General features: G+C 41.3%; 20 protein-coding genes, 1 pseudogene and 1 other annotated feature. Of the genes and pseudogenes, 17 read left to right on the top strand and 4 right to left on the bottom strand.

Going from position 1 to position 19,498, the window contains the following annotated elements:
* Positions 1-474: 474 nt before the first annotated feature.
* The 8 genes from D4T97_RS05330 to D4T97_RS05295 all read left to right on the top strand — a co-directional run bounded on the left by D4T97_RS05330 (position 475) and on the right by D4T97_RS05295 (position 5,699).
* A complete protein-coding gene (locus D4T97_RS05330) occupies positions 475-1,239 on the top strand; it encodes a M23 family metallopeptidase (RefSeq protein ID WP_126048471.1) in 765 nt (254 codons plus the stop codon).
* The gene (locus D4T97_RS05325) at positions 1,232-2,083 is read left to right on the top strand and encodes a site-2 protease family protein (RefSeq protein WP_126048470.1); all 852 of its coding nucleotides are present in this window, start codon (positions 1,232-1,234) and stop codon (positions 2,081-2,083) included. Before D4T97_RS05330 ends, D4T97_RS05325 begins: the two co-directional genes overlap by 8 nt.
* Positions 2,084-2,174: 91 nt before the next feature.
* Positions 2,175-2,255: a sequence feature (ribosomal protein L21 leader region), on the top strand.
* A 14-nt stretch (positions 2,256-2,269) separates the two neighbouring features.
* A complete protein-coding gene (gene rplU, locus D4T97_RS05320; RefSeq protein ID WP_126048468.1) occupies positions 2,270-2,578 on the top strand; it encodes a 50S ribosomal protein L21 in 309 nt (102 codons plus the stop codon).
* Positions 2,579-2,590: 12 nt separating this feature from the next.
* Positions 2,591-2,929 carry a ribosomal-processing cysteine protease Prp gene (locus D4T97_RS05315; RefSeq protein ID WP_126048466.1) on the top strand — a complete coding sequence of 113 codons (339 nt, stop codon included), beginning with the start codon at positions 2,591-2,593 and terminating at the stop codon, positions 2,927-2,929.
* 6 nt (positions 2,930-2,935) lie between these two features.
* The gene (gene rpmA, locus D4T97_RS05310; RefSeq protein WP_126048464.1) at positions 2,936-3,226 is read left to right on the top strand and encodes a 50S ribosomal protein L27; all 291 of its coding nucleotides are present in this window, start codon (positions 2,936-2,938) and stop codon (positions 3,224-3,226) included.
* A 134-nt stretch (positions 3,227-3,360) separates the two neighbouring features.
* On the top strand, positions 3,361-3,903 hold the full coding sequence (locus D4T97_RS05305; protein ID WP_126048462.1) for a Spo0B C-terminal domain-containing protein: 543 nt from the start codon (positions 3,361-3,363) through the stop codon (positions 3,901-3,903).
* Positions 3,904-3,924: 21 nt separating this feature from the next.
* Entirely contained in the window at positions 3,925-5,217 is a 1,293-nt protein-coding gene (obgE, locus tag D4T97_RS05300; protein ID WP_126048460.1) for a GTPase ObgE, read from the top strand.
* A 26-nt stretch (positions 5,218-5,243) separates the two neighbouring features.
* Entirely contained in the window at positions 5,244-5,699 is a 456-nt protein-coding gene (locus tag D4T97_RS05295; RefSeq protein WP_126048458.1) for an ACT domain-containing protein, read from the top strand.
* A 482-nt stretch (positions 5,700-6,181) separates the two neighbouring features.
* On the opposite strand, the gene D4T97_RS05290 is transcribed toward D4T97_RS05295, so the two are convergent.
* Positions 6,182-6,727: a transcription repressor NadR gene (locus D4T97_RS05290; RefSeq protein WP_126048456.1), complete on the bottom strand. Its 546-nt coding sequence runs from the start codon at positions 6,725-6,727 to the stop codon at positions 6,182-6,184.
* 158 nt (positions 6,728-6,885) lie between these two features.
* Between D4T97_RS05290 and safA the strand changes: the two are divergent.
* From safA to D4T97_RS05270, 3 genes and pseudogenes are all read left to right on the top strand, one after another.
* A pseudogene (gene safA, locus D4T97_RS21065) lies at positions 6,886-7,036 on the top strand (SafA/ExsA family spore coat assembly protein); the annotation flags it as partial.
* A gap of 1,014 nt (positions 7,037-8,050) precedes the next feature.
* Positions 8,051-9,055 carry a phosphotransferase gene (locus D4T97_RS05275; RefSeq protein ID WP_126048454.1) on the top strand — a complete coding sequence of 335 codons (1,005 nt, stop codon included), beginning with the start codon at positions 8,051-8,053 and terminating at the stop codon, positions 9,053-9,055.
* Between the two features lie 86 nt (positions 9,056-9,141).
* On the top strand, positions 9,142-9,858 hold the full coding sequence (locus D4T97_RS05270; RefSeq protein WP_126048452.1) for a YebC/PmpR family DNA-binding transcriptional regulator: 717 nt from the start codon (positions 9,142-9,144) through the stop codon (positions 9,856-9,858).
* A gap of 170 nt (positions 9,859-10,028) precedes the next feature.
* On the opposite strand, the gene D4T97_RS05265 is transcribed toward D4T97_RS05270, so the two are convergent.
* Complete coding sequence (locus D4T97_RS05265) at positions 10,029-10,973, bottom strand: LCP family protein (RefSeq protein WP_235872177.1); 945 nt, start codon at positions 10,971-10,973, stop codon at positions 10,029-10,031.
* A 495-nt stretch (positions 10,974-11,468) separates the two neighbouring features.
* Between D4T97_RS05265 and D4T97_RS05260 the strand changes: the two genes are divergently transcribed.
* Both D4T97_RS05260 and D4T97_RS05255 read left to right on the top strand, forming a co-directional pair.
* Positions 11,469-12,014 (top strand): BofC C-terminal domain-containing protein, encoded by a 546-nt coding sequence (locus tag D4T97_RS05260; protein ID WP_126048450.1) that lies wholly within the window; start codon positions 11,469-11,471, stop codon positions 12,012-12,014.
* Positions 12,015-12,127: 113 nt separating this feature from the next.
* On the top strand, positions 12,128-12,883 hold the full coding sequence (locus D4T97_RS05255) for an exodeoxyribonuclease III (RefSeq protein ID WP_126048448.1): 756 nt from the start codon (positions 12,128-12,130) through the stop codon (positions 12,881-12,883).
* A 262-nt stretch (positions 12,884-13,145) separates the two neighbouring features.
* Here the strand turns inward: D4T97_RS05255 and D4T97_RS05250 are convergent, their stop codons facing one another.
* Positions 13,146-13,367, bottom strand: coding sequence for a DUF5342 family protein (locus D4T97_RS05250; RefSeq protein WP_126048446.1), 222 nt, complete (start codon positions 13,365-13,367; stop codon positions 13,146-13,148).
* Between the two features lie 894 nt (positions 13,368-14,261).
* Here D4T97_RS05250 and D4T97_RS05245 point away from each other — a divergent pair.
* The 3 genes from D4T97_RS05245 to D4T97_RS05235 all read left to right on the top strand — a co-directional run bounded on the left by D4T97_RS05245 (position 14,262) and on the right by D4T97_RS05235 (position 15,773).
* Positions 14,262-14,390, top strand: coding sequence for an FbpB family small basic protein (locus tag D4T97_RS05245; RefSeq protein WP_126048444.1), 129 nt, complete (start codon positions 14,262-14,264; stop codon positions 14,388-14,390).
* Positions 14,391-14,406: 16 nt separating this feature from the next.
* Positions 14,407-14,793, top strand: coding sequence for a sporulation protein (locus D4T97_RS05240; RefSeq protein ID WP_126048442.1), 387 nt, complete (start codon positions 14,407-14,409; stop codon positions 14,791-14,793).
* A 299-nt stretch (positions 14,794-15,092) separates the two neighbouring features.
* Positions 15,093-15,773 carry a zinc metallopeptidase gene (locus D4T97_RS05235; RefSeq protein WP_126048440.1) on the top strand — a complete coding sequence of 227 codons (681 nt, stop codon included), beginning with the start codon at positions 15,093-15,095 and terminating at the stop codon, positions 15,771-15,773.
* 296 nt (positions 15,774-16,069) lie between these two features.
* Here the strand turns inward: D4T97_RS05235 and D4T97_RS05230 are convergent, their stop codons facing one another.
* Complete coding sequence (locus tag D4T97_RS05230) at positions 16,070-16,972, bottom strand: DMT family transporter (RefSeq protein ID WP_126048438.1); 903 nt, start codon at positions 16,970-16,972, stop codon at positions 16,070-16,072.
* Between the two features lie 533 nt (positions 16,973-17,505).
* On the opposite strand from D4T97_RS05230, the gene glmS reads away from it, so the two are divergent.
* Positions 17,506-19,305 (top strand): glutamine--fructose-6-phosphate transaminase (isomerizing), encoded by a 1,800-nt coding sequence (glmS, locus tag D4T97_RS05225; protein WP_126049155.1) that lies wholly within the window; start codon positions 17,506-17,508, stop codon positions 19,303-19,305.
* The last annotated feature ends 193 nt before the right edge of the window (positions 19,306-19,498 follow it).

Raw genomic sequence — 19,498 nt, 5'->3', positions numbered from 1 at the left:
AGGGCATTAAGGTTATCCAACCGTCGAAAATTACTCCTATCCGGTCACTATGATCTAAATGACCGAAGCTGCTGAAAAAACTCAAGCCCGGTAACCAAGGACTGCTTTAAGTGACCGAGGCGGCATAAAAATCGCTGAGCCGGTAATCAAGGAGTGTTCTAAGTTACCGAAATGGTGTTAAAATCACTGAGTCGGTAACTAAAGGGGTTCTTAGTTACCGAACTGCTGAAAAAAGCAAACGCGGTAACTAAGCAAGTTTTATGTTTACTAATGGTTGTTTTTTACCTTATCCGGTCTGTACCTGCTCATTCCAAAAATCCCCTGGTTATCGTTTATTCCGCTTATTCTGTTAGCAACGAACTCTTTCCCGCCGGCTCGAACTAACTAAACAGTCCGCAACCTTCCGCTTTTCGCCGAATATTAACCGGGGACAAGTCATACGTTAGTAGAAACTTAAATCAAGGGAGATGGTGGATGATGAGCCATCGGGTAAATAAAATAAGAAAGCGGATTGCGAAAAGAAGACGGGAAAACAATCGAATCATGGAAAAGCCGAATGAATATATGTACGATATGCCCGCCCATTATTCTGAAGATGACCAGAATATTTTTGAACCTAAGACAACAATACACCCTTTATGGAAAAAGGAAATTTTCATGTTGAAGCTGCTCTCGTCTATTGCGCTCGTTTTGGTCATCGGCATACTTTTCCAATCACCGTCCCCTGCATTTGAGGATGCGAGGTCCATCGTAAAAAATGCGATGGGAAAAGAGTTTCAGTTTGCTGCTGTCGCCGATTGGTATGAAAATCAATTTGGCAAACCGCTTGTCTTGATTCCAGAGAACAAAAAAGATAAGACTATCCAACTTGCCAAAGAGACTGATTATGCCCTGCCTGTCGGAGCCAAAATTTCTGAAGGCTTCTCGCAAGATGGAAGAGGTGTGATGATCGAGACTGAGAGTGAGGCTGAGGTGAAGGCAGCCGCTGATGGTGTGGTCATTTTTTCAGGGATGAAGAATGATATCGGGCAAGCTGTCATCATTCAACATAAGGATCATTCGGAGTCCTGGTATGGAAAGCTGGATAAAGCGGCTGTAAAGCCACACGAGCATGTTAAAGGAGGCCAGGTGATTGGCACTGTCTCTTCCAAAGAAGATGAAACCCATGGTGAATATTATTTTGCAATAAAAAAAGAAGATGAATTTATAGATCCAATACAGGTGATGAATCTTGATTAAATATGGCCAGCTTTTGGGAAAAGTCAGGATCCATCCCCTTTTTTGGCTAGTTGCAGGAATTGCTATGTTGACCGGCTATTTTTGGGAGCTTTCCATTTTATTTATGATTGTCATGATACATGAGCTGGGACACGCAGCAGCTGCACATTTTTTTTCATGGAAAATAAAAAGAATCCTGATCCTTCCATTTGGCGGTACTTGTGAAGTGGACGAACACGGAAACCGTCCGATATTTGAGGAGCTCGTCATCGTAGCAGCCGGACCGCTTCAGCATATATGGTTGGCAGCTGCCGCAGCTGCTTTGGCATCAACTGGTTTAATTACGAAGGATTCTGCTCTGCTTTTTCATAAATTCAATTTAATGATTTTTTTATTTAATCTTCTGCCTGTTTGGCCGTTAGACGGCGGCAAGCTTCTTTATCTCACCTTATCAGTAAAAAAACCATTTTTGAATGCAATGAAGGAGACAATCATCATCTCACTCATTATGCTAACTATCCTTCTTTTGATATTAATTGGCGTTTCGCCGTTCAATCTGCACTTATGGATTGTCCTGCTATATTTATACACCGGTCTTTGGTTTGGCTGGAAGCAGGTCAGATATGCATTCATGAGGTTTTTGCTTGAAAGATATTACGGCAAACAATCGGGTATAAAGAGACTGGAGGTCATTGAAGCGAAAGGGAATGACTATATATATCAGGCGATGGAAAAGTTTCAGCGTGACTGCAAACATTTAATCCACGTGGACAGCGGCCGGTCAATGGATGAAAACGAAATGCTTCATGTATACTTTGCAAAAAAACAAGTAAACATCCGTTTAAAAGAAATTGATGGGCTTTGACCCCTGGCGCGTTAAAGTGCCAAAAGACATAAAAATCATACGTTGACATGCCATAGTCCATATGATAAAATTTCAATGTTAGTCTGTAGCACCCGTGCTACAACCGCACGGACCGGGTTATCAAGCTCTGTCATTGACGGACACCTGTCTTCCGGCGAGTCTTAGTAAATAAGGAGGTGCGGCATAATGTACGCAATCATTGAAACTGGTGGAAAGCAAGTCAAAGTTGAAGAAGGTCAAGCGATCTATGTGGAAAAAGTCGATGCGACTGAAGGAGATACTTTCACATTTGACAAAGTTCTTTTTGTTGGCGGTGAAGATGTAAAAGTAGGCAGCCCGTTTGTCGAGGGTGCTACGGTTACAGCTAAAGTTGAAAAACAAGGTCGTCAAAAGAAACTTGTTGTTTTCAAATACAAGGCTAAAAAGAACTATCGCAGAAAGCAAGGGCATCGTCAGCCTTTCACAAAGCTTGTTATCGAAAAAATTAACGCTTAATGGGTTGAATTTATGATTTTTGTTGAGATTTGCCAAGATGATCAAGGGAACATTACATCATTTTCGATGAGCGGCCATGCAGAGTATGCTGAAAAAGGCCAGGATATTGTATGTGCCGGGGCATCGGCGGTTGCTTTTGGAACAGTCAATGCAGTGATTGCTTTAACAGGAATCACCCCAGACATTGAACAGACGGAGAGCGGTTTTCTTTCCTGTACAGTTCCATCGGATCTGCCGGTAGATGCATCTGAGCGGATTCAATTGCTCCTTGAAGGCATGGCGGTTTCTTTGCAAACCATTGAACGTGACTATGAAGAGTATATTAATATAACTTTTACAAACAGGGGGTGAATCAATATGTTAAGATTGGATCTTCAATTTTTCGCATCCAAAAAAGGAGCGGGTTCCACTAAAAACGGCAGGGATTCTCAAGCGCAGCGACTAGGTGCGAAACGTGCGGATGGTCAATTTGTTTCCGGCGGTTCTATCCTTTATCGTCAACGCGGAACTAAGATTCATCCTGGAGAAAATGTGGGCATTGGTAAAGACGACACACTTTTTGCCAAAGTTGACGGCGTTGTTCGTTTCGAACGATTTGGCCGCAGCAAGAAAAAAGTGAGTGTTTACCCAGAAGCTCAAGAAGCATAACAAACAAAGCTCTAACCGAAATAACGGTTGGAGCTTTTTTGTTCACTTTACATATTTAGTAAAAACCAATTCCATACAGACGTATTAATTTTGTTATAATATATAGTTAATAAGTCTAATTGAGGAGAACAGGAATGAGTAAAGACTGGACGGTTCTTGAAACGTTAAAGTATACACGCCACGATTGGTTAAACAGACTTCAGCTAATCAAGGGAAATCTTTCACTGGGGAAAACAGAACAAGCTGAACGGATTATGGATGAAATAGTAATGGAAATGCAGCAAGAAGCTATGCTGTCTAACATAAAGCTTCCTCGATTCGCGGAAGTATTGTTGACACACAATTGGGAAGGGCATAATTTCAAAGTCGAATACGAACTTGTCACATTGCCAGAAGCTCCGCCTTTGAATGACGAGCTCCTAGCGGAATGGACTAAAAGTTTTTTTGAACAATTGAATAAAACGGCTTTACCCTTCTACGAAAATTGCTTATATTTAAAAATTGAATCAACCGATGATACGATACGGTTTCTTTTTGAGTTCAACGGTATAATAGAAAATGAACCAAAATTGAAAAGGTGGCTGCTAGAAAATGACAGCTATCCTGACCGGGTCAGCTTCGAGCATACAGGAGAAAATGATTGGCTTATACAGGCCATATTTGATTTGAACGGATAGTGGAAGATTGGAGTGTCTAATATGTTTGTGGATCGAGTAAAAGTATATGTAAAAGGCGGCGACGGCGGTAACGGTATGGTAGCGTTCCGGCGTGAGAAATACGAACCGATGGGCGGCCCTGCCGGTGGCGACGGGGGAAAAGGCGCCAGTGTTATTTTTATTGTGGATGAAGGCCAGCGGACGTTGATGGACTTTCGGTATCAGCGCCATTTCAAGGCTCAGCGCGGGGAAAACGGCATGTCCAAAAGCCAACACGGAAGAGGAGCAGATGATCTCATCATCAAGGTTCCGCCGGGAACGGTTGTCTCTGATGAACAAACAGGCGAAGTCATTGCTGATCTCGTACAACATGGACAGAAGGCCGTCATCGCCAAAGGCGGACGAGGTGGAAGAGGGAATATCCGTTTTGCCACACCAGCAAACCCGGCACCGGAAATTGCTGAAAATGGAGAGCCGGGTCAAGAGAGGGATGTCATCCTTGAACTGAAGCTACTGGCGGATGTAGGTTTAGTTGGGTTTCCTAATGTTGGAAAGTCTACTCTGCTTTCTGTCGTATCTGCGGCCAAACCCAAAATTGCAGATTATCACTTTACAACTATCAAGCCTAACCTTGGTGTTGTACAGACGGATGACGATCGAAGTTTTGTCATTGCTGATTTACCGGGACTTATTGAAGGAGCACACGAAGGTGTCGGCTTGGGACACCAATTCCTTCGCCATGTGGAGAGAACAAGGGTTATCGTGCATGTGATCGATATGTCAGCAGTTGAAGGCCGAGACCCGTATGAAGACTTCGTTAAAATCAATGAAGAGCTGAAAGAATATAACCTTCGTCTTCTGGAGCGTCCCCAAATCATAGTAGCCAATAAAATGGATATGCCGGAGGCGAAAGCCAACCTGGAGGAATTCAGGTCGAAACTTCAGGAAGATTACCCAGTCTTCCCTATCTCTGCCTTGACGAGACAGGGGCTGAGAGAATTATTATTTGCAGTTGCGGATAAACTGGAGGTAACTCCGGAATTTCCACTTTACGAAGAAGTTGACCCTGAAAAAGAGGTTAACCGTGTGATTTATAGGCATGAAGATGAACAGGATCCATTCACTATTACGCGTGATCCGGATGGAAGCTACTTAGTCGGCGGTGCGAGAGTGGAGCGCTTATTTAAAATGACAGACTTTTCACGTGAAGAGTCCGTACGCCGTTTTGCGCGCCAACTGAGGTCTTTGGGCGTAGATGATGCCCTTCGGAAAAGAGGGGCGAAAGACGGCGACACAGTCCGTTTGCTTGACTATGAATTCGAGTTTGTTGATTAGGTCTTCTTTGCTTGGAGGGGGATTCCTTGGGTAAAAGGGAAAAAGATCAAAAGTTTTTTTTAGTGAGGGAAGACGTGCTGCCTGAAGCAATGAAAAAAACTTTGGAAGCAAAGGCATTGCTTGAAAGAGGTTCAGCAGAATCCATTTGGGATGCGGTCCAGCAAGTGGATTTGAGCAGAAGCGCTTTTTATAAATACAGAGATACGGTTTTTCCTTTCCATACAGTTGTTAAAGAAAAAATCATTTCGCTGTTTTTCTTTCTGGAAGATAAGCCGGGAGCACTCTCTAAGTTGCTTGGGATTGTCGCCTCATCCAAATGTAACGTTTTGACGATTCACCAGACGATCCCTTTGCAGGGAAGGGCTAACGTGACATTGTCATTGGATGTTACAGAAATGGATGTGGATATGGATGAGTTCCTTGCGAGCTTCCGGAAGCTTGAGTTTGTTGCCAAGGTAGATGTATTGAGTTCCGGGGGTTAATCTTTTGGAGGGTGTTTCCGTCCAACTCTGCTGTGTGGCCTCACCTATATTCGCGGGCTCGGTGGCGACCTCTGTCGTTGTTAAAGCCTGCTCGGGGATTTTTTCCTTTTGGAAACTTGCACATCTATACGAAAAATCGGGGCTGTATTAACAGCCCTTTTATTAATCAGAGCAGGTGAAGGTTAAGTGTGATCAGTGGTAAGAGCTCCACTTCCATCGGCCTGGCTTAGAAAAATTCATAGCGCTCGCGAAGGCAGTTTTTCTCCGTACGGTCACTAAGCGCTTCTCATAGTTACCGTGACACCATTTTTTCCTCATCTTCGGCTGCTTAGCATCCTGCCTTAACCAGATGAGATTAGTGCTTTATATTCTGCGGTTCCAACAGAGAGGCATATTTTAATTTAAGCCAATTCCGATTTAACTTCAATAAAGGCCGTCCAGAAAATCATTTTTTACTGATTCTCTGGACGGCCTTTATTTTTTTAATTCTCTTCTACTAGTATACCAGCTTCTTTTAAAGCTTGTTCGGCTTTTAAAATCATTTGCTCATCAGGAGCGGACAATGTATGCAGGTGCATCCCGGAGGTCAATTCTGACAGCAAGGAAGCATTTGTGCTATGGATATGCTTTAAAAAAGCCTGTACATCCTTCCTAGTGGAAACCATGATAGAAGCGGTTAAATCACCATAAACTGGATGCTCCACTTTTACATCCTTCACTGTCACTCCGTGATCGACAATAATATTCATCTCTTGTTCGGTCTGGCTGCGGTCATGCCTGCAAGCAATGATCTTTTCCGCGTGAATTCCGCTTCCAACCTGCATATATAAATAACCTTGGCTTGTAGCGATAATAGGCTCATTCCGCGCCTTTAATAAAGTGATGTCTCCCACAATAACCTGGCGGCTTACATTCGATTTCCTGGCCAGTACGGTTCCTGTAACCGGACCGGAACTGTTTTTCAAATAGTTAAGAAGCCAGTCCCTTCTTTCTTCACCGAGCAATTTTTTTTCTCTGTCTTTACTCAAGAGTCCATCCTCCGTTCAAATTCCTTATATAAATATTAACATATATGCTGGGCCGCATAAATAATCTAATTGTTTCATATGTATTTTTGAGAAGATGAATAACAATTTGCCCAATGAATCATACACTGTATGGACTTATGCCTGAGGAGGGGAAACAAGTGAAGATCCATATCGTGCAAAAGGGGGATACTCTGTGGAAAATCGCCAAAAAGTATGGCGTTGATTTCGAAGAGTTAAAAAAGATGAACGCGCAATTGTCGAATCCGGATATGATCATGCCCGGTATGAAAATAAAAGTTCCGGCAGGTGGGACACATGTAAAAAAAGAAAAGCCCCATGTGCCGCACGGAGGTCATAAAGAAATGCCAAAAGAACACCATCTTCCCCCTAAGAAAGAAGTTCCAAAGGTGATGAAAAAAGAAGTTCCTAAGGTAGTGAAAAAAGAAGTTATAAAAGAGGTTCCGCAAAAAATTTACCAGCCAGTGATGCCGCAGCCGCTCCCTGAAATTGACATCAGCAACTATTACATGATGAATATGAGTCAGATGCAAGCCCAAGTACAGCAGCAGCCAACAGCGCCACCGCCACCCCCTAAGGAAGTGAAGGCAGTAATGGAAGAGTCACCTGAAATGGCTGTGATGCCTATACAAGGAGGTTGTCCGCCTGTGTTTCCACAATACTACTGTCCACCGCCAGTCATGCCAATATGTGATCCATGCTATCCGTACCCAATGATGCCGCAAGTACATGGTATGATGGGCTATCCGCATATGCCAATGGGTGGATATATGCCGATGCAGGGCCAAATGCCGATGCAAGGTCAGATGCCTATGTATGGCCAAATGCCAGCAGTAATGCCGGCTGCTGAATATGGAGTGATGCCTCAGCACTGGGGCGATGAATCATCCAGTTCATCATCAATAGAGTATCACCACCATCACCATGGGCACCATCATCATGGGCACCACCATCATGGGCATCATCACGGACACGGGCATCATCACAGCAACAACCCGCATATGATGGAGGAAATGGGAGATCCGCCGCCAAATCCGGGGATGCCGATGCAAGGGATGCCGATGCAAGGGATGCCGATGCAAGGGATGCCGATGCAAGGGATGCCGATGCAGGGGATGCCGATGCAAGAAATGCCGATGCAAGGAATGGCCCAGCCTTATGGAGGTTTTCCGATGATGCCATCATATCCGCAAGGCATGCAGCAAATGGGGATGCCATCTGGAACCATGCCATCTGGCCAACCAGGCATCTTTGAGCAGCCTATGCCGGGAGCTGGAGAGCCTTATCCAATGATGCCAAGAGTTGATGAAGACGAAGATGACTAATATTTTTAATCAAAGAGACGGTTTTAATTCCCGTCTCCTTCTTTATGTAAAAAGCACAACAGGAATTAATTTTAATAAGATTTCTGAAATAAAAAAAGGGGTTTGGATCGTATTCGCCAAAAATGAAAGGTGGGTCATTAAAGAATTTCCCAACCCTGATAAATTAAAGAATCAAATGTTATTGACGAACCTTTTATGGAAACACGGCTTTAAAAATACCTATAGATTTCATCGCATCCATGATTCGGGACCGTGCTATTTTGAAAAACGGTGTCTCGGATTTTTACAATACGTAGAGCCAAACAATGGAAAATCATTTCAATTTGACACTGCCAAAAACCGCTCAGAGGCTATTGAGCTTCTTTGTCATTTCCATTTAGTCTCCGCAAAATGTATATTCGCTTTAAAAGATAAGTTGCCTACATTTAATCTATTGGAAAAATGGGAGAAAAGACTTGAAACCTTTAAAAGAAACTGCCAGGATATCAAAGAATCATCTATTTATCCATACTTGGAAAAATATATTCAAGTGGGTGAACTGTCACTCAATGTAATGAAAGCCCATGAAACTTACTTTATTAAAAAGCCGCATTGTATATTGCATGGAGACCTGGCACATCACAACTTCCTACGGAAAAATAATGGAAGTCTATACTTGATTGATTTCGATTTGATCAGCATTGGGCCAAAGCATATAGATATCCTCCAATATTGCAACCGCATCTTACCTTCCATCGGTTGGTCGCCCGAAAGGCTGTTTGCTGAAGGAGACGCCATCAGTCAATACGGAAAGGATACCCCATTCTTGGCTGCACTATTATATCCGGCAGATATTTTCAGGGAATGGAATTACTTTTTCAGTTATGATAAAAAGAAGCAGCAAAAACACTGGAAACATTTAAAAGAAATTACCTTCCGGCAATTTGAAAAAAGAATGCTATTTTCCAACTGGATGATTAAGCGAATGGATAGTGATTTGTTGTAGTCCCGCTTGAAAAATTCCCATTTGCTAATCGATGCCTTTTCAATATATGATATTATAGAAAGGCATGTTAGAGGGAGGATTTTCAGATGGCTGGACATTCCAAGTGGAAAAATATTCAAAGAAGAAAAAATGCCCAAGATTCAAAACGGGGAAAAATATTCCAAAAGCTTGCCAGGGAAATATATGTGGCTGCAAAAAGTGGTGGCGGAGATCCTGATACGAATCCCGCACTTCGTCTGGTAGTGGATAAAGCAAAGTCGGAAAATATGCCTAACGATAATATCAAACGGGCAATCGACAAAGCAGCCGGTAACCAAGACGGCGAAAGTTATGAGGAGATTGTATATGAAGGTTATGGACCTGGCGGAGCTGCCGTTATGGTAACGTGCCTGACTGATAATAAAAACAGAACCGCATCCAACGTCCGTCACGCTTTTACAAAAAACGGTGGGAACCTGGGTGAATCCGGTTGTGTTTCCTATATGTTTGATAGGAAAGGTTATCTTGCTATCGAGCGAAGCGGCTTGGAAATCGATGAAGATGAACTGATGCTACAAGCCATTGAGGCCGGTGCCGAAGATATGGAATCAAGCGAAGATGTTTTCGAGATTTATACGGAGCCGGAAAACTTCATGTCTGTAAAAGAAAGTCTTGAAGCTGAAGGTTTCGAGCTTGCAACGGCAGAAATTACGATGGTGCCGCAAACTGAAGCAGAGTTAAATGATGAGCAGCAAGAGAAAATGGAGAAACTGATCGATATGCTTGAAGACGATGACGATGTTCAGGAAGTTTACCATAATTAAAAAAGACTATCCAAAAGACTTGTTCTCTTTTGGATAGTCTTTTTTCGGATATTGGAAAATACGAAGCCAATTCACACTATGAAAAGTGTTTTTTCAATAAACGTGTTTAAGGTTAAGGGGAGACTGAGCACATTTATAGACTTTGCTTTTATTCTTTATTTTGACCAACTTTATTCTCCTCCTAAAAACTGTTTAAGAGCTTCTTTATTTTGATGTAAGTCCACTTCTAATACTTCACCAACCTCTTCATAACGTTGATTTTGAAAGCTGCCATCTTCAGGGATTCGTATTGTTTCTATATCTTCATTTTTATTAGTTAAAATGTCTTTTCCGATCGTCAAAAGTGTGGGAGTATCGATATTTGTATCGATATATGTATTTAAAAGATCCAATAGTTCAGGAATTTTTCCCACACTATGTAGACTTACAGCTTCTTCCTTTAGTTTTGAGATCACTTCTTGCTGTCTTTGTACCCGTCCAAAATCACTTAAACGATCCTGACGAAAACGGACATACCCTAACAGCTCTTTACCGTGCAGTTGTTGCTTCCCTTTTTCTAACGTCATTCCTATACCTTCAGACATCTCATTTGGTATGTCTACTTCAATTCCATTTGGAACGAGCAGATCCACCGTTTTTTCAAATCCTTTAAAGTCGACAATCGCATAATAATGAATATCTAGCCCGAAACTTTCTTTAATGGTTTCCCTTAGTAATTCTGGACCTCCATATGTATAAGCTGCATTTAATTTTTGCTGTCCATAATTAGGCACAGAGACAAATATATCACGCATGAGTGAAATAAGTTTTACCTTATGAGTTTGTGGATTATAATGTGCAACCATAATCGTATCCGTTCGAGCATGTTTTTCTCCGCGAGAGTCACTTCCTAATAAAAGAACATTGACTGCATCTATTTTATTTTTCTCTCCTTGAAACGAGTGATTTGCTTCCACGTTTTTTAGTGGTTGATTGATGGCTTTTATCGTTCCTTCTATGTACTGAAATACATTAAAAAGACCAACCATAAATATACCTATGAGAAGAAGGAAGCCAAATACTCTACCCCATTTTACTCTTGTTCTTTTCTTTTTCGTCCGAGCCAAACTTTGCACCACCTAGCTGAATAGTAAAACGGTATTCAAATCCTATTAGATTTTGTACGCATCTTCAATTTCTGAAAAACTTAAACAGAAATTGAAGGAGTTTCCATCTTTTTTAACAAATGCTTTAATTAGTGATTATCTCATAATTAGTTTTCATCATTATGATTATTAGGTTACAGTTTGTTGGAATTTTGATTACATTGCGAGAGGAGATAACGTCAGAAATAGCTGATGTAATTTAGGTGCTTTTTGCAATAGCGAAAACTAATGGGATTAATAATGATGAAATTGTATGCTTTAGAAAACAATAGCGACTACAAAAAGGGGATTCAATGATAGTATCTTGTGAAAGTCAGTGAGTGAAAGGAATCGTCCAATTAAGAAAATTAAAAATGAAATTCCTGTATTTATATAAGGATGGAAAAACTCTTTTTTTATGGATATTCATGTAAAAGAAAGGTCACACTATAGCTATGTAAGATATGGTTGTAGGGGTGATCCGAAATGAAAGCTGTATTACCGATGATTCTTTTAAGCAGCAGCTTATTCATTAGCAATATCGATCAGCAATCTGCTCAAATTCGTGCAGAAGAAAAGGAAGAGTCTTCATATCAGGAACCTGTCATACAAGAGCAGCCGCTGGAACTGACCATTCATTTAAAAAGGGTTTATTTGGATGGTGAGGCAAGTGAAGAGGTTGTAAAAGAAGTGATTTTTGCTTTGGAGGATTTTTGGGCAAAGTATGAATCGTGGCAGCTAGTAGATATGGATGAGGACCGCCTTTTATTTGAGAAGAAAATCGATGATATTTCCCCTTTATTAAAAATGAACGGTTACTTTGGTATTACAGAAGACGGGACATTATCCATCTTTAACGGCAAACCGGAAGAATCGGATGTCATCCAGTCTTTTTTTCAAATCGATGTAGACAAGCTGGAGAGCAGTCAACATATGAGGCTGATGCAGGGAATCCCGGTCAAATCCAAAGAGGAATATGCGGAAGTCGTCGAAAGTATGAAAAAGTACTCACTCAAAAAAGAAGCTAAATAAAATAAAGGGCCGGGAACCTGACATGATCCCGGCCCTGAATTCATTCCCTTGTTTGCCGACACAAAGAGTGGCACAATAGGTGAGAGAATAATAGGCAGAGGGAGTAACATCAAATGAAATTTGTATCATGGAATGTCAATGGCCTCAGGGCTTGCGTGCGAAAGGGGTTCCTAGATTATTTTAATCAAGTGGATGCAGATATTTTTTGTATACAGGAAACGAAGCTTCAAGAAGGGCAAATAGACCTGGAGCTGGAAGGATATCACCAGTATTGGAACTATGCGGTGAAGAAAGGCTACTCCGGAACGGCTGTTTTTACGAAACATGAACCGCTTTCTGTCAGGTATGGCGTTGGTGAAGCCGTGTCAGAAGACGAGGGGCGGATCATCACATTGGAATTCGAGCAATTTTATCTTGTCAATGTGTATACGCCGAATGCCCAAAGGGACTTGGCGCGATTAAGCTACAGGTTGGAATGGGAAGACCGCATGCTTTCATATTTGAAAGAATTGGACCAGAATAAACCTGTTATTTTTTGCGGGGACCTTAATGTCGCTCATCAAGACATCGATTTGAAAAATTACAAATCAAACAGAGGAAATTCCGGATTTACCGACGAGGAGCGAGGTAAGTTTTCAACCTTTCTGGAGCATGGCTTCATTGATTCATACCGCCATTTTTACCCGAACCAAGAAGGGGCCTATACATGGTGGTCATATATGAACAAGGTCAGGGAAAGAAATATCGGCTGGCGGATCGATTATTTTGTTGTTTCCGAGAGGTTAAAAGATCAGCTGATAGACTCGCATATTCATTGCAATGTAATGGGCAGCGACCACTGTCCGGTTGCGTTGGAAGTCCAATTTTAATTGAAAAAGGTCGTAAAAACAGTTCTTTCATCAGGTAATTGTTTTTTTGACACTTATTAACGGACTTGGTGCAGGTTTATTAGGATAATTAATGAATCGATTTTCAAACCCTGATATTTATATGGGAAGGTAATAAGTTTAAATAATTACCTCTATACGTACACTTAGAAATAAACCCCTGTTTTTCTACGCCAAGGAGAAAAACAGGGGTTTTAACTTTTAATATCTACGTTTTGCCGGTTGGAGCTCATATAGTTGTCAATTAATGTAATAAATGTTTTCTCATCTTTTTATGAACTTTAGTTTCGACTTTATCTAAACGTTTTTCCTTAAGGTAATTTAAAGGTTGAGGATTAAACCATGTGATCTCTCCATTATGATAAAGCCCTTTGAAATCATTTCCTTTATATTTTAGTACAAACTGATATCTTTCATGGTATTGGTTTTTAAATAACGTTTTTTCTATAATAATATTAGTCAACAAAGTAAACTACCTCCCACATTTTTGATGTTTATTATCTTGTTTCTTGTTTTAAATGATAGATTTCTTAACTGAAACAAATATGATTAGAAGATTAAAATTTGATGAGATGCTAAGTTAATGCGGAAAGTTAGACAAAGATTTTAGGCCTTCATCTGAGAAAAAAGACATCTGCTTACAGCCTGGAGGATGGGTGTACGTGTTGTCCCGTGCGTACATCCGGTTTACAGATTTCTCCATTCTATGACTCAATAATTGCAAAATCATCATCTAGACTCTTTTTTGACGAAGGAGCCATGGCCATAATGACGTGACCACTCAGAGAGCTCTGCATCGAGGGGATTCAGATGACACTACCTTTACGCTAAAACAAAATTGAATAAAAAATAAACATTGTATAGATATATATAATTGGGAAGATAAAGAATCAATGTTTAACCGCGTTCAGCGTAACTATTCGCGGTTTATTAAGTTAATTGAAAGGATGGTCACCGGTTGAATAGCAAAGCATCGGTATGGCCGCACGAATTAATAGATGATAAAAAATTAGAGGGCTAGAATTAATTTGACAAATCAATAAAGGTTAATTATTATTAATTAATAAAGTTAAATAGTTCTCCTAAAGGGGAGTAGCTTTTATAACAAAGTCGTCATTACGGAGTTTACTCTCGGCTTTGTTAGCAACATTTTGTTGTTAGCGAGACCTTTACCTGCTGGTAAAGGTCTTTATATATATGGAAAAACCTTTACCAGAAGTCTGGTAAAGGTTTTTTTGTTGGAAATAATCAGGGCGTACTGGAAGTTCCGGATTAAAAGCGTTGCTATACTCTTGTACGGTAAAAAACTATAAGACTTTATTTAACATGAAAATCTACTTAAGAGAGGTGACATGCGACCATGAAAAAAAGAAAAGTACCTTTGTCTGAGTTAATAAGAAGAAATAAAGAAGAACTTCTTAAAGATAAGGAAGTAATTAAAAATATTGAAAAGCGATTGGACGAAAAACACTTGAATCTAAATAAATGATGCAGGAGGATATTTATTGATACTGAGGAAATATATGTCTCTTATTGGAGTAGGTTCTGCGACAATAGATCTTATTTTGCCTAAGGAAGCTTATAGCGCAGGTGAACATATTAGAGGGTGCTTCTTAATCAAAGGCGGTATCATCGACCAAAAAGCTAAACGCATTGATTGTGATTTCATCATGGCAGACCAATCAACAGGTGAAGAAAAAGTAATTGATACAACAACCATATTAACAACAAGACATATTCAAGCTGAAGAAATGCACAAAATATCATTTTTCTTTGAAATACCGTCTTCAATTCGAACTTCGACAAAAGAAATATCTTATAGTTTTGCAACAAAGCTTATTTTTAATGAAGGGGCACCAAGCAAGGACCAGGATAACATCCACATTATATAGTTAATGTCCTTACAAACGTGGCTTTCTTTCAGTTTGCAAAAGCCGAAGGTATGACTCTTGTTGAACAGGATTGCCAAAGAAGTGTTGAAACTAATGCTTGAAACTACTGAACATTGAAAGGTGTGGGGACTAAGAAAAAGTACAGTTTTGGGAAAACTTGGCCGCCTTTCCTTTAAGTGGTTGAACAATCCATGCACTTTGCCTTATTACAAAATACTTGGGCGGAAATCTAGATAAGAAAATATAAGCTTGGACAGCAGCACGAAGAATAATCTTAAAAGACATGGAGGGTCTAGTTTATGGGTTTTATTATTTACTTCATTATCATTATGCTCATACCATTAATGGTTCAAATGTATTTAAAACGAACTTATGCGAAAAATATGGAAATTGATGCTTCATCTGGGCTTACAGGAGCTGAAGCCGCCAGAAAAGTCCTTGATGAAAATGGTTTATTTAATGTAAATATTGAGGAAGTATCGGGTAATTTAACCGACCACTATGACCCGAGGGATAAGGTGGTCAGGTTATCAAGCAATAATTTTCACGGAACATCAATTGCTGCTATTTCTGTTGGTATACATGAGGTTGGACATGCAATACAAGATAAAGTGGGGTATGCACCATTAAGGTTTAGACATGCTCTCGTTCCGGTAGCCAATATCGGGTCGAATTTTTCCTGGATATTAATTTTGATAGGGGTCATATTATCATCAGCCAACATGTTGCTCCTAGGAATTGTAGCGATGGCTGCTGCAGTCTTATTCCAAGTTGTAACCTTGCCTGTTGAATTCAACGCCTCGTCCAGGGCTCTTACCGCAATGGTTAATTCAGGTTTGATAAGAAATGATGAAGAGGGCAATGCACGTAAAGTTTTAAACGCGGCTGCATTAACTTATGTAGCTGGAACTGTTATAGCTGTAATAGAACTTCTTCGCTTTGTGCTAATGTTTGTTGGTATGAATAACAATGAAGATTGATTTTGTCCATATCTCTTGTATCTCGATCTAGGTCCACTTAAAACATGAATAAAACCCTGATTTTCCTACGCTAAGGAAAATCAGGGTTTTAACTTTACATTTAAAGAAAGTATCAAATTAAACCAAGTTTTTTATTTAAACAAGTATTAGTTATGATCAGCTCCAGCGCCTAGCCCCTTGAGGTCACAAGCCGCTTCCCTGTTCGCTTACGAACTGCCTACTCGGGAATCGTCTTGTGCTTGACGGGGCTAAGCAAGGCGCTTGGGCTTTTCTTATTAAGGGCATACTTTGGCCAGTCACCCATCCAATTGATGCTTCTTGATGTATCTCTTTTTACCGACAAGGTTAACAACAAACACACTAGAGATGGCAACTGCTCCCCCGATCAACGACAGGGTACTTGGCCATTCACCCAGCCAGAACCAGGCAATGATAATCGCGAGTGCCGGCTCAAGGTAAAGCATGCTTGAGAGTGCTGTTGTGTTCCCAGCGGACAGTGCAATGGCCCAAGTGGCGTAGGCGATGGCAGCCGGAAAAATTCCTACGTATAAGGCAGAAATATGTGCCTCTGTTGTGGCGCCTTGAATATTTTCCCATAACCCGGGAAAAAACATGAGCAGCGGCAACGTTCCGGCCCATGTAAAATAGGCCGTCAAATCAATTGGGTGATAGCGTTCCAATAGCGGTTTTTGAAAAACAAAAAAGATAGAAGTCGCAATGGTTGCTATGATAATATAAACGGTTCCTTTGGAAACTGTAAATGAAGCTCCTGTCGATCCGATTGTAATTAACACAATACCAATGAAACCAATGCCGAGTCCAATCCACCCCAACATGTCCATTCTCTCTTTCAGAACAAGCACTGCAATAATGGTGGTGAATACCGGAGCGGATCCTACAATCATGCTTGCGGTTCCAGCTGACACGGTTTGAACACCAAAGGTCAACCCGATTTGATACACACTGATTCCCATAAAGCCAAGAAACATAATGCGTAAAATATCTTTTTTGCGGGGGATTTTTATATGTACTCCCGGCCACAGAGCATATATTAAGAAAACTCCAGAAGCAATTAAAAACCGAAGAAGAACGAGATGCGCGGAAGAATATCCTCCAATTAAACTGGCTCGTACTCCCGCGAATCCCGATGACCAGATAATGATGGTGAAAATAGCCATCCAAAAAGCTTTTCTATTCATTCAAGCCCCCCTCTTACTTTAGTCCCGATTATTCCACTATGACAGTAAAAAAAGGACATGAAGTCCTTTGGTCTCGTACATGTGTTATCAGCCTATTTATATCACAAAATCACTGTAAATCATAATGAAAGTGGCTTATTATCAATACTTTGCATTGACTTTCATATTTTTTGTGTCAACCTACATTTCGTTCATACATATATTGACCTTGAAAAAAGGAATATAGTATGATATTTATGTTTCTTTTTTATTCAAAATAGAAAGGAGCATCGCAGGAAAGATTTTAAAAGCGCCAGAACTAGCGGATGGTGTCGTCTTTTGAAAAGACTGGACAGATCGCTAGTTGACGAGGAGGAGGTTTATCGAATGTTCGGCGGATACCTCCCGGCTGCGGCACACAGTCGAATTTTCTTTCGTAAATCATACGAGGCGACTCGATGGACAAAGGGAAGAAATTGTGATCATTAAAATGGATGATGAAGAGGGCAAGTATGCCCTCGGCTGCTTGCCTTCCTCATACAGGGGGAATGGTTATGTGCGGAATTACCGGTTATATAGGAACGAATGATGCAAAAGAAATCTTGTTGAAGGGCTTGGAGAAGCTGGAGTACCGTGGGTATGATTCAGCTGGAATCGCTCTTGAAAATCGTGACGGCATTCACATTTTTAAAGAAAAAGGACGGATAGCTGATTTGCGTTCTGCTGTGGATTCAAACGTCGTTGCCCAGGCGGGAATCGGCCATACACGCTGGGCTACGCACGGAGCGCCCAGTAAAGCGAATGCCCATCCCCACCAGAGTGGAGCAGGGCGGTTCACACTGGTCCATAACGGGGTCATTGAAAATGAATCGGAGCTAAGAGCAGAGTTTTTGCAAGATGTCTCGTTTAAAAGTGATACAGACACAGAAGTGATCGTTCAGCTGATTGAGAAGTTTTCAAAAGATATGGGAACAGAAGAAGCCTTCATGAAAACTCTCCGCCTGCTAAAAGGATCCTATGCAATTGCGATGCTGGATACACAAACGCCTGACACAATCTTTGTTGCTAAAAATAAAAGTCCTTTGCTTGTCGGAGTGGGAGAAGACTTTCATGTCGTTGCCAGCGATGCCATGGCGATGATCCAAATCACGGATCAATTCATCGAGCTGATGGATAAAGAGATTGTCATTGTTAAAAAAGACCGGGCGGACATTTACAATTTGCAAGGCGAAGTCATCATTAGGAAGCCTTACCGCGCCGAGCTGGACGTTACAGATATCGAAAAAGGAACGTATCCTCATTTCATGCTGAAAGAAATTGATGAGCAGCCGCTTGTCATGAGGAAGATTATCCAGGCATATCAGAATGAAGATGGCAACCTTGAGATTGACAGCGACATAAAACAAGCCATGGGTGCCACAGACCGAATTTATATCATTGCGTGCGGAACGAGCTATCATGCAGGATTGGTTGGAAAGCAACTAATTGAAAAGCTTGCGAAAATACCGGTGGAAGTGCATCTCGCGAGTGAATTCGGCTATAATATGCCTTTGCTTTCAGCAAAACCAATATTCATTTTCATTTCGCAGAGTGGGGAAACAGCAGATAGCAGAGCTGTATTGGTGAAAGTGAAGGAAATGGGGCATTGTGCTATAACGATTACGAATGTTCCCGGCTCAACGCTTTCAAGAGAAGCAGACTACACGATGCTGCTGCATGCAGGACCGGAAATTGCTGTCGCTTCAACAAAGGCATATACGGCTCAGGTCGCTGTATTGGCGATCTTGGCATCTGATGCGGGCGCTGCAACAGGCGCTAAGGCCGAACTTGATGTAGTAAAAGAACTCGGAATCGTCGCCAGTGCAATGGAAACATTATGTAACAGCAAAGAGGAATTCGAAAAAATCGCGACTGAATATCTGGCTGTGGCTTTTGACTGCTTTTTCATCGGCCGCTCTGTCGACTATTACGTTGGCTTGGAAGGTGCGTTGAAACTAAAAGAAATATCTTATATCCAGGCGGAAGGATTCGCAGGCGGAGAACTAAAACACGGCACTATCGCCTTGATTGAAAGGCACACACCAGTCATAGCCCTTGCCACGCAGTTCGGTGTCAACGGAGCGATCAGGGCAAACGTGAGGGAAGTGGCTGCCCGTGGAGCCAGCACCTGCATCATTTCGATGAAAGGCCTGGAAACAGAGGGAGACCGCTTCGTATTGCCGGCAGTTCATGAGTTGCTCACACCACTGGTCTCAGTCATACCACTGCAGTTGATCTCCTACTATGCGGCATTGCACCGGGGGTGTGATGTTGATAAGCCGAGGAATTTGGCGAAGAGCGTGACGGTGGAGTGATGGGCGGCATGATGTAATAGCGCAATTGATGAATGACAAGAAAGTCTAGAAATGACAAGAAAGTCTAGAAATGACAAGAAAGTCTACTAAAACAAATTATAAAACCAAGGCACCTAGTTTAAAGGCAATGTGAATACCTGTGATTCACTTTTACCAAGTAAGAGATTGAAGAATAGAAAATTAGATTTATTAA

This window comes from Siminovitchia acidinfaciens (assembly GCF_003605385.1).
Classification (GTDB): domain Bacteria; phylum Bacillota; class Bacilli; order Bacillales; family Bacillaceae_C; genus Siminovitchia; species Siminovitchia acidinfaciens.
The sequence above is the reverse complement of the archived record's forward strand: the minus strand, read 5'-3'. Positions and strand labels throughout refer to the sequence as shown.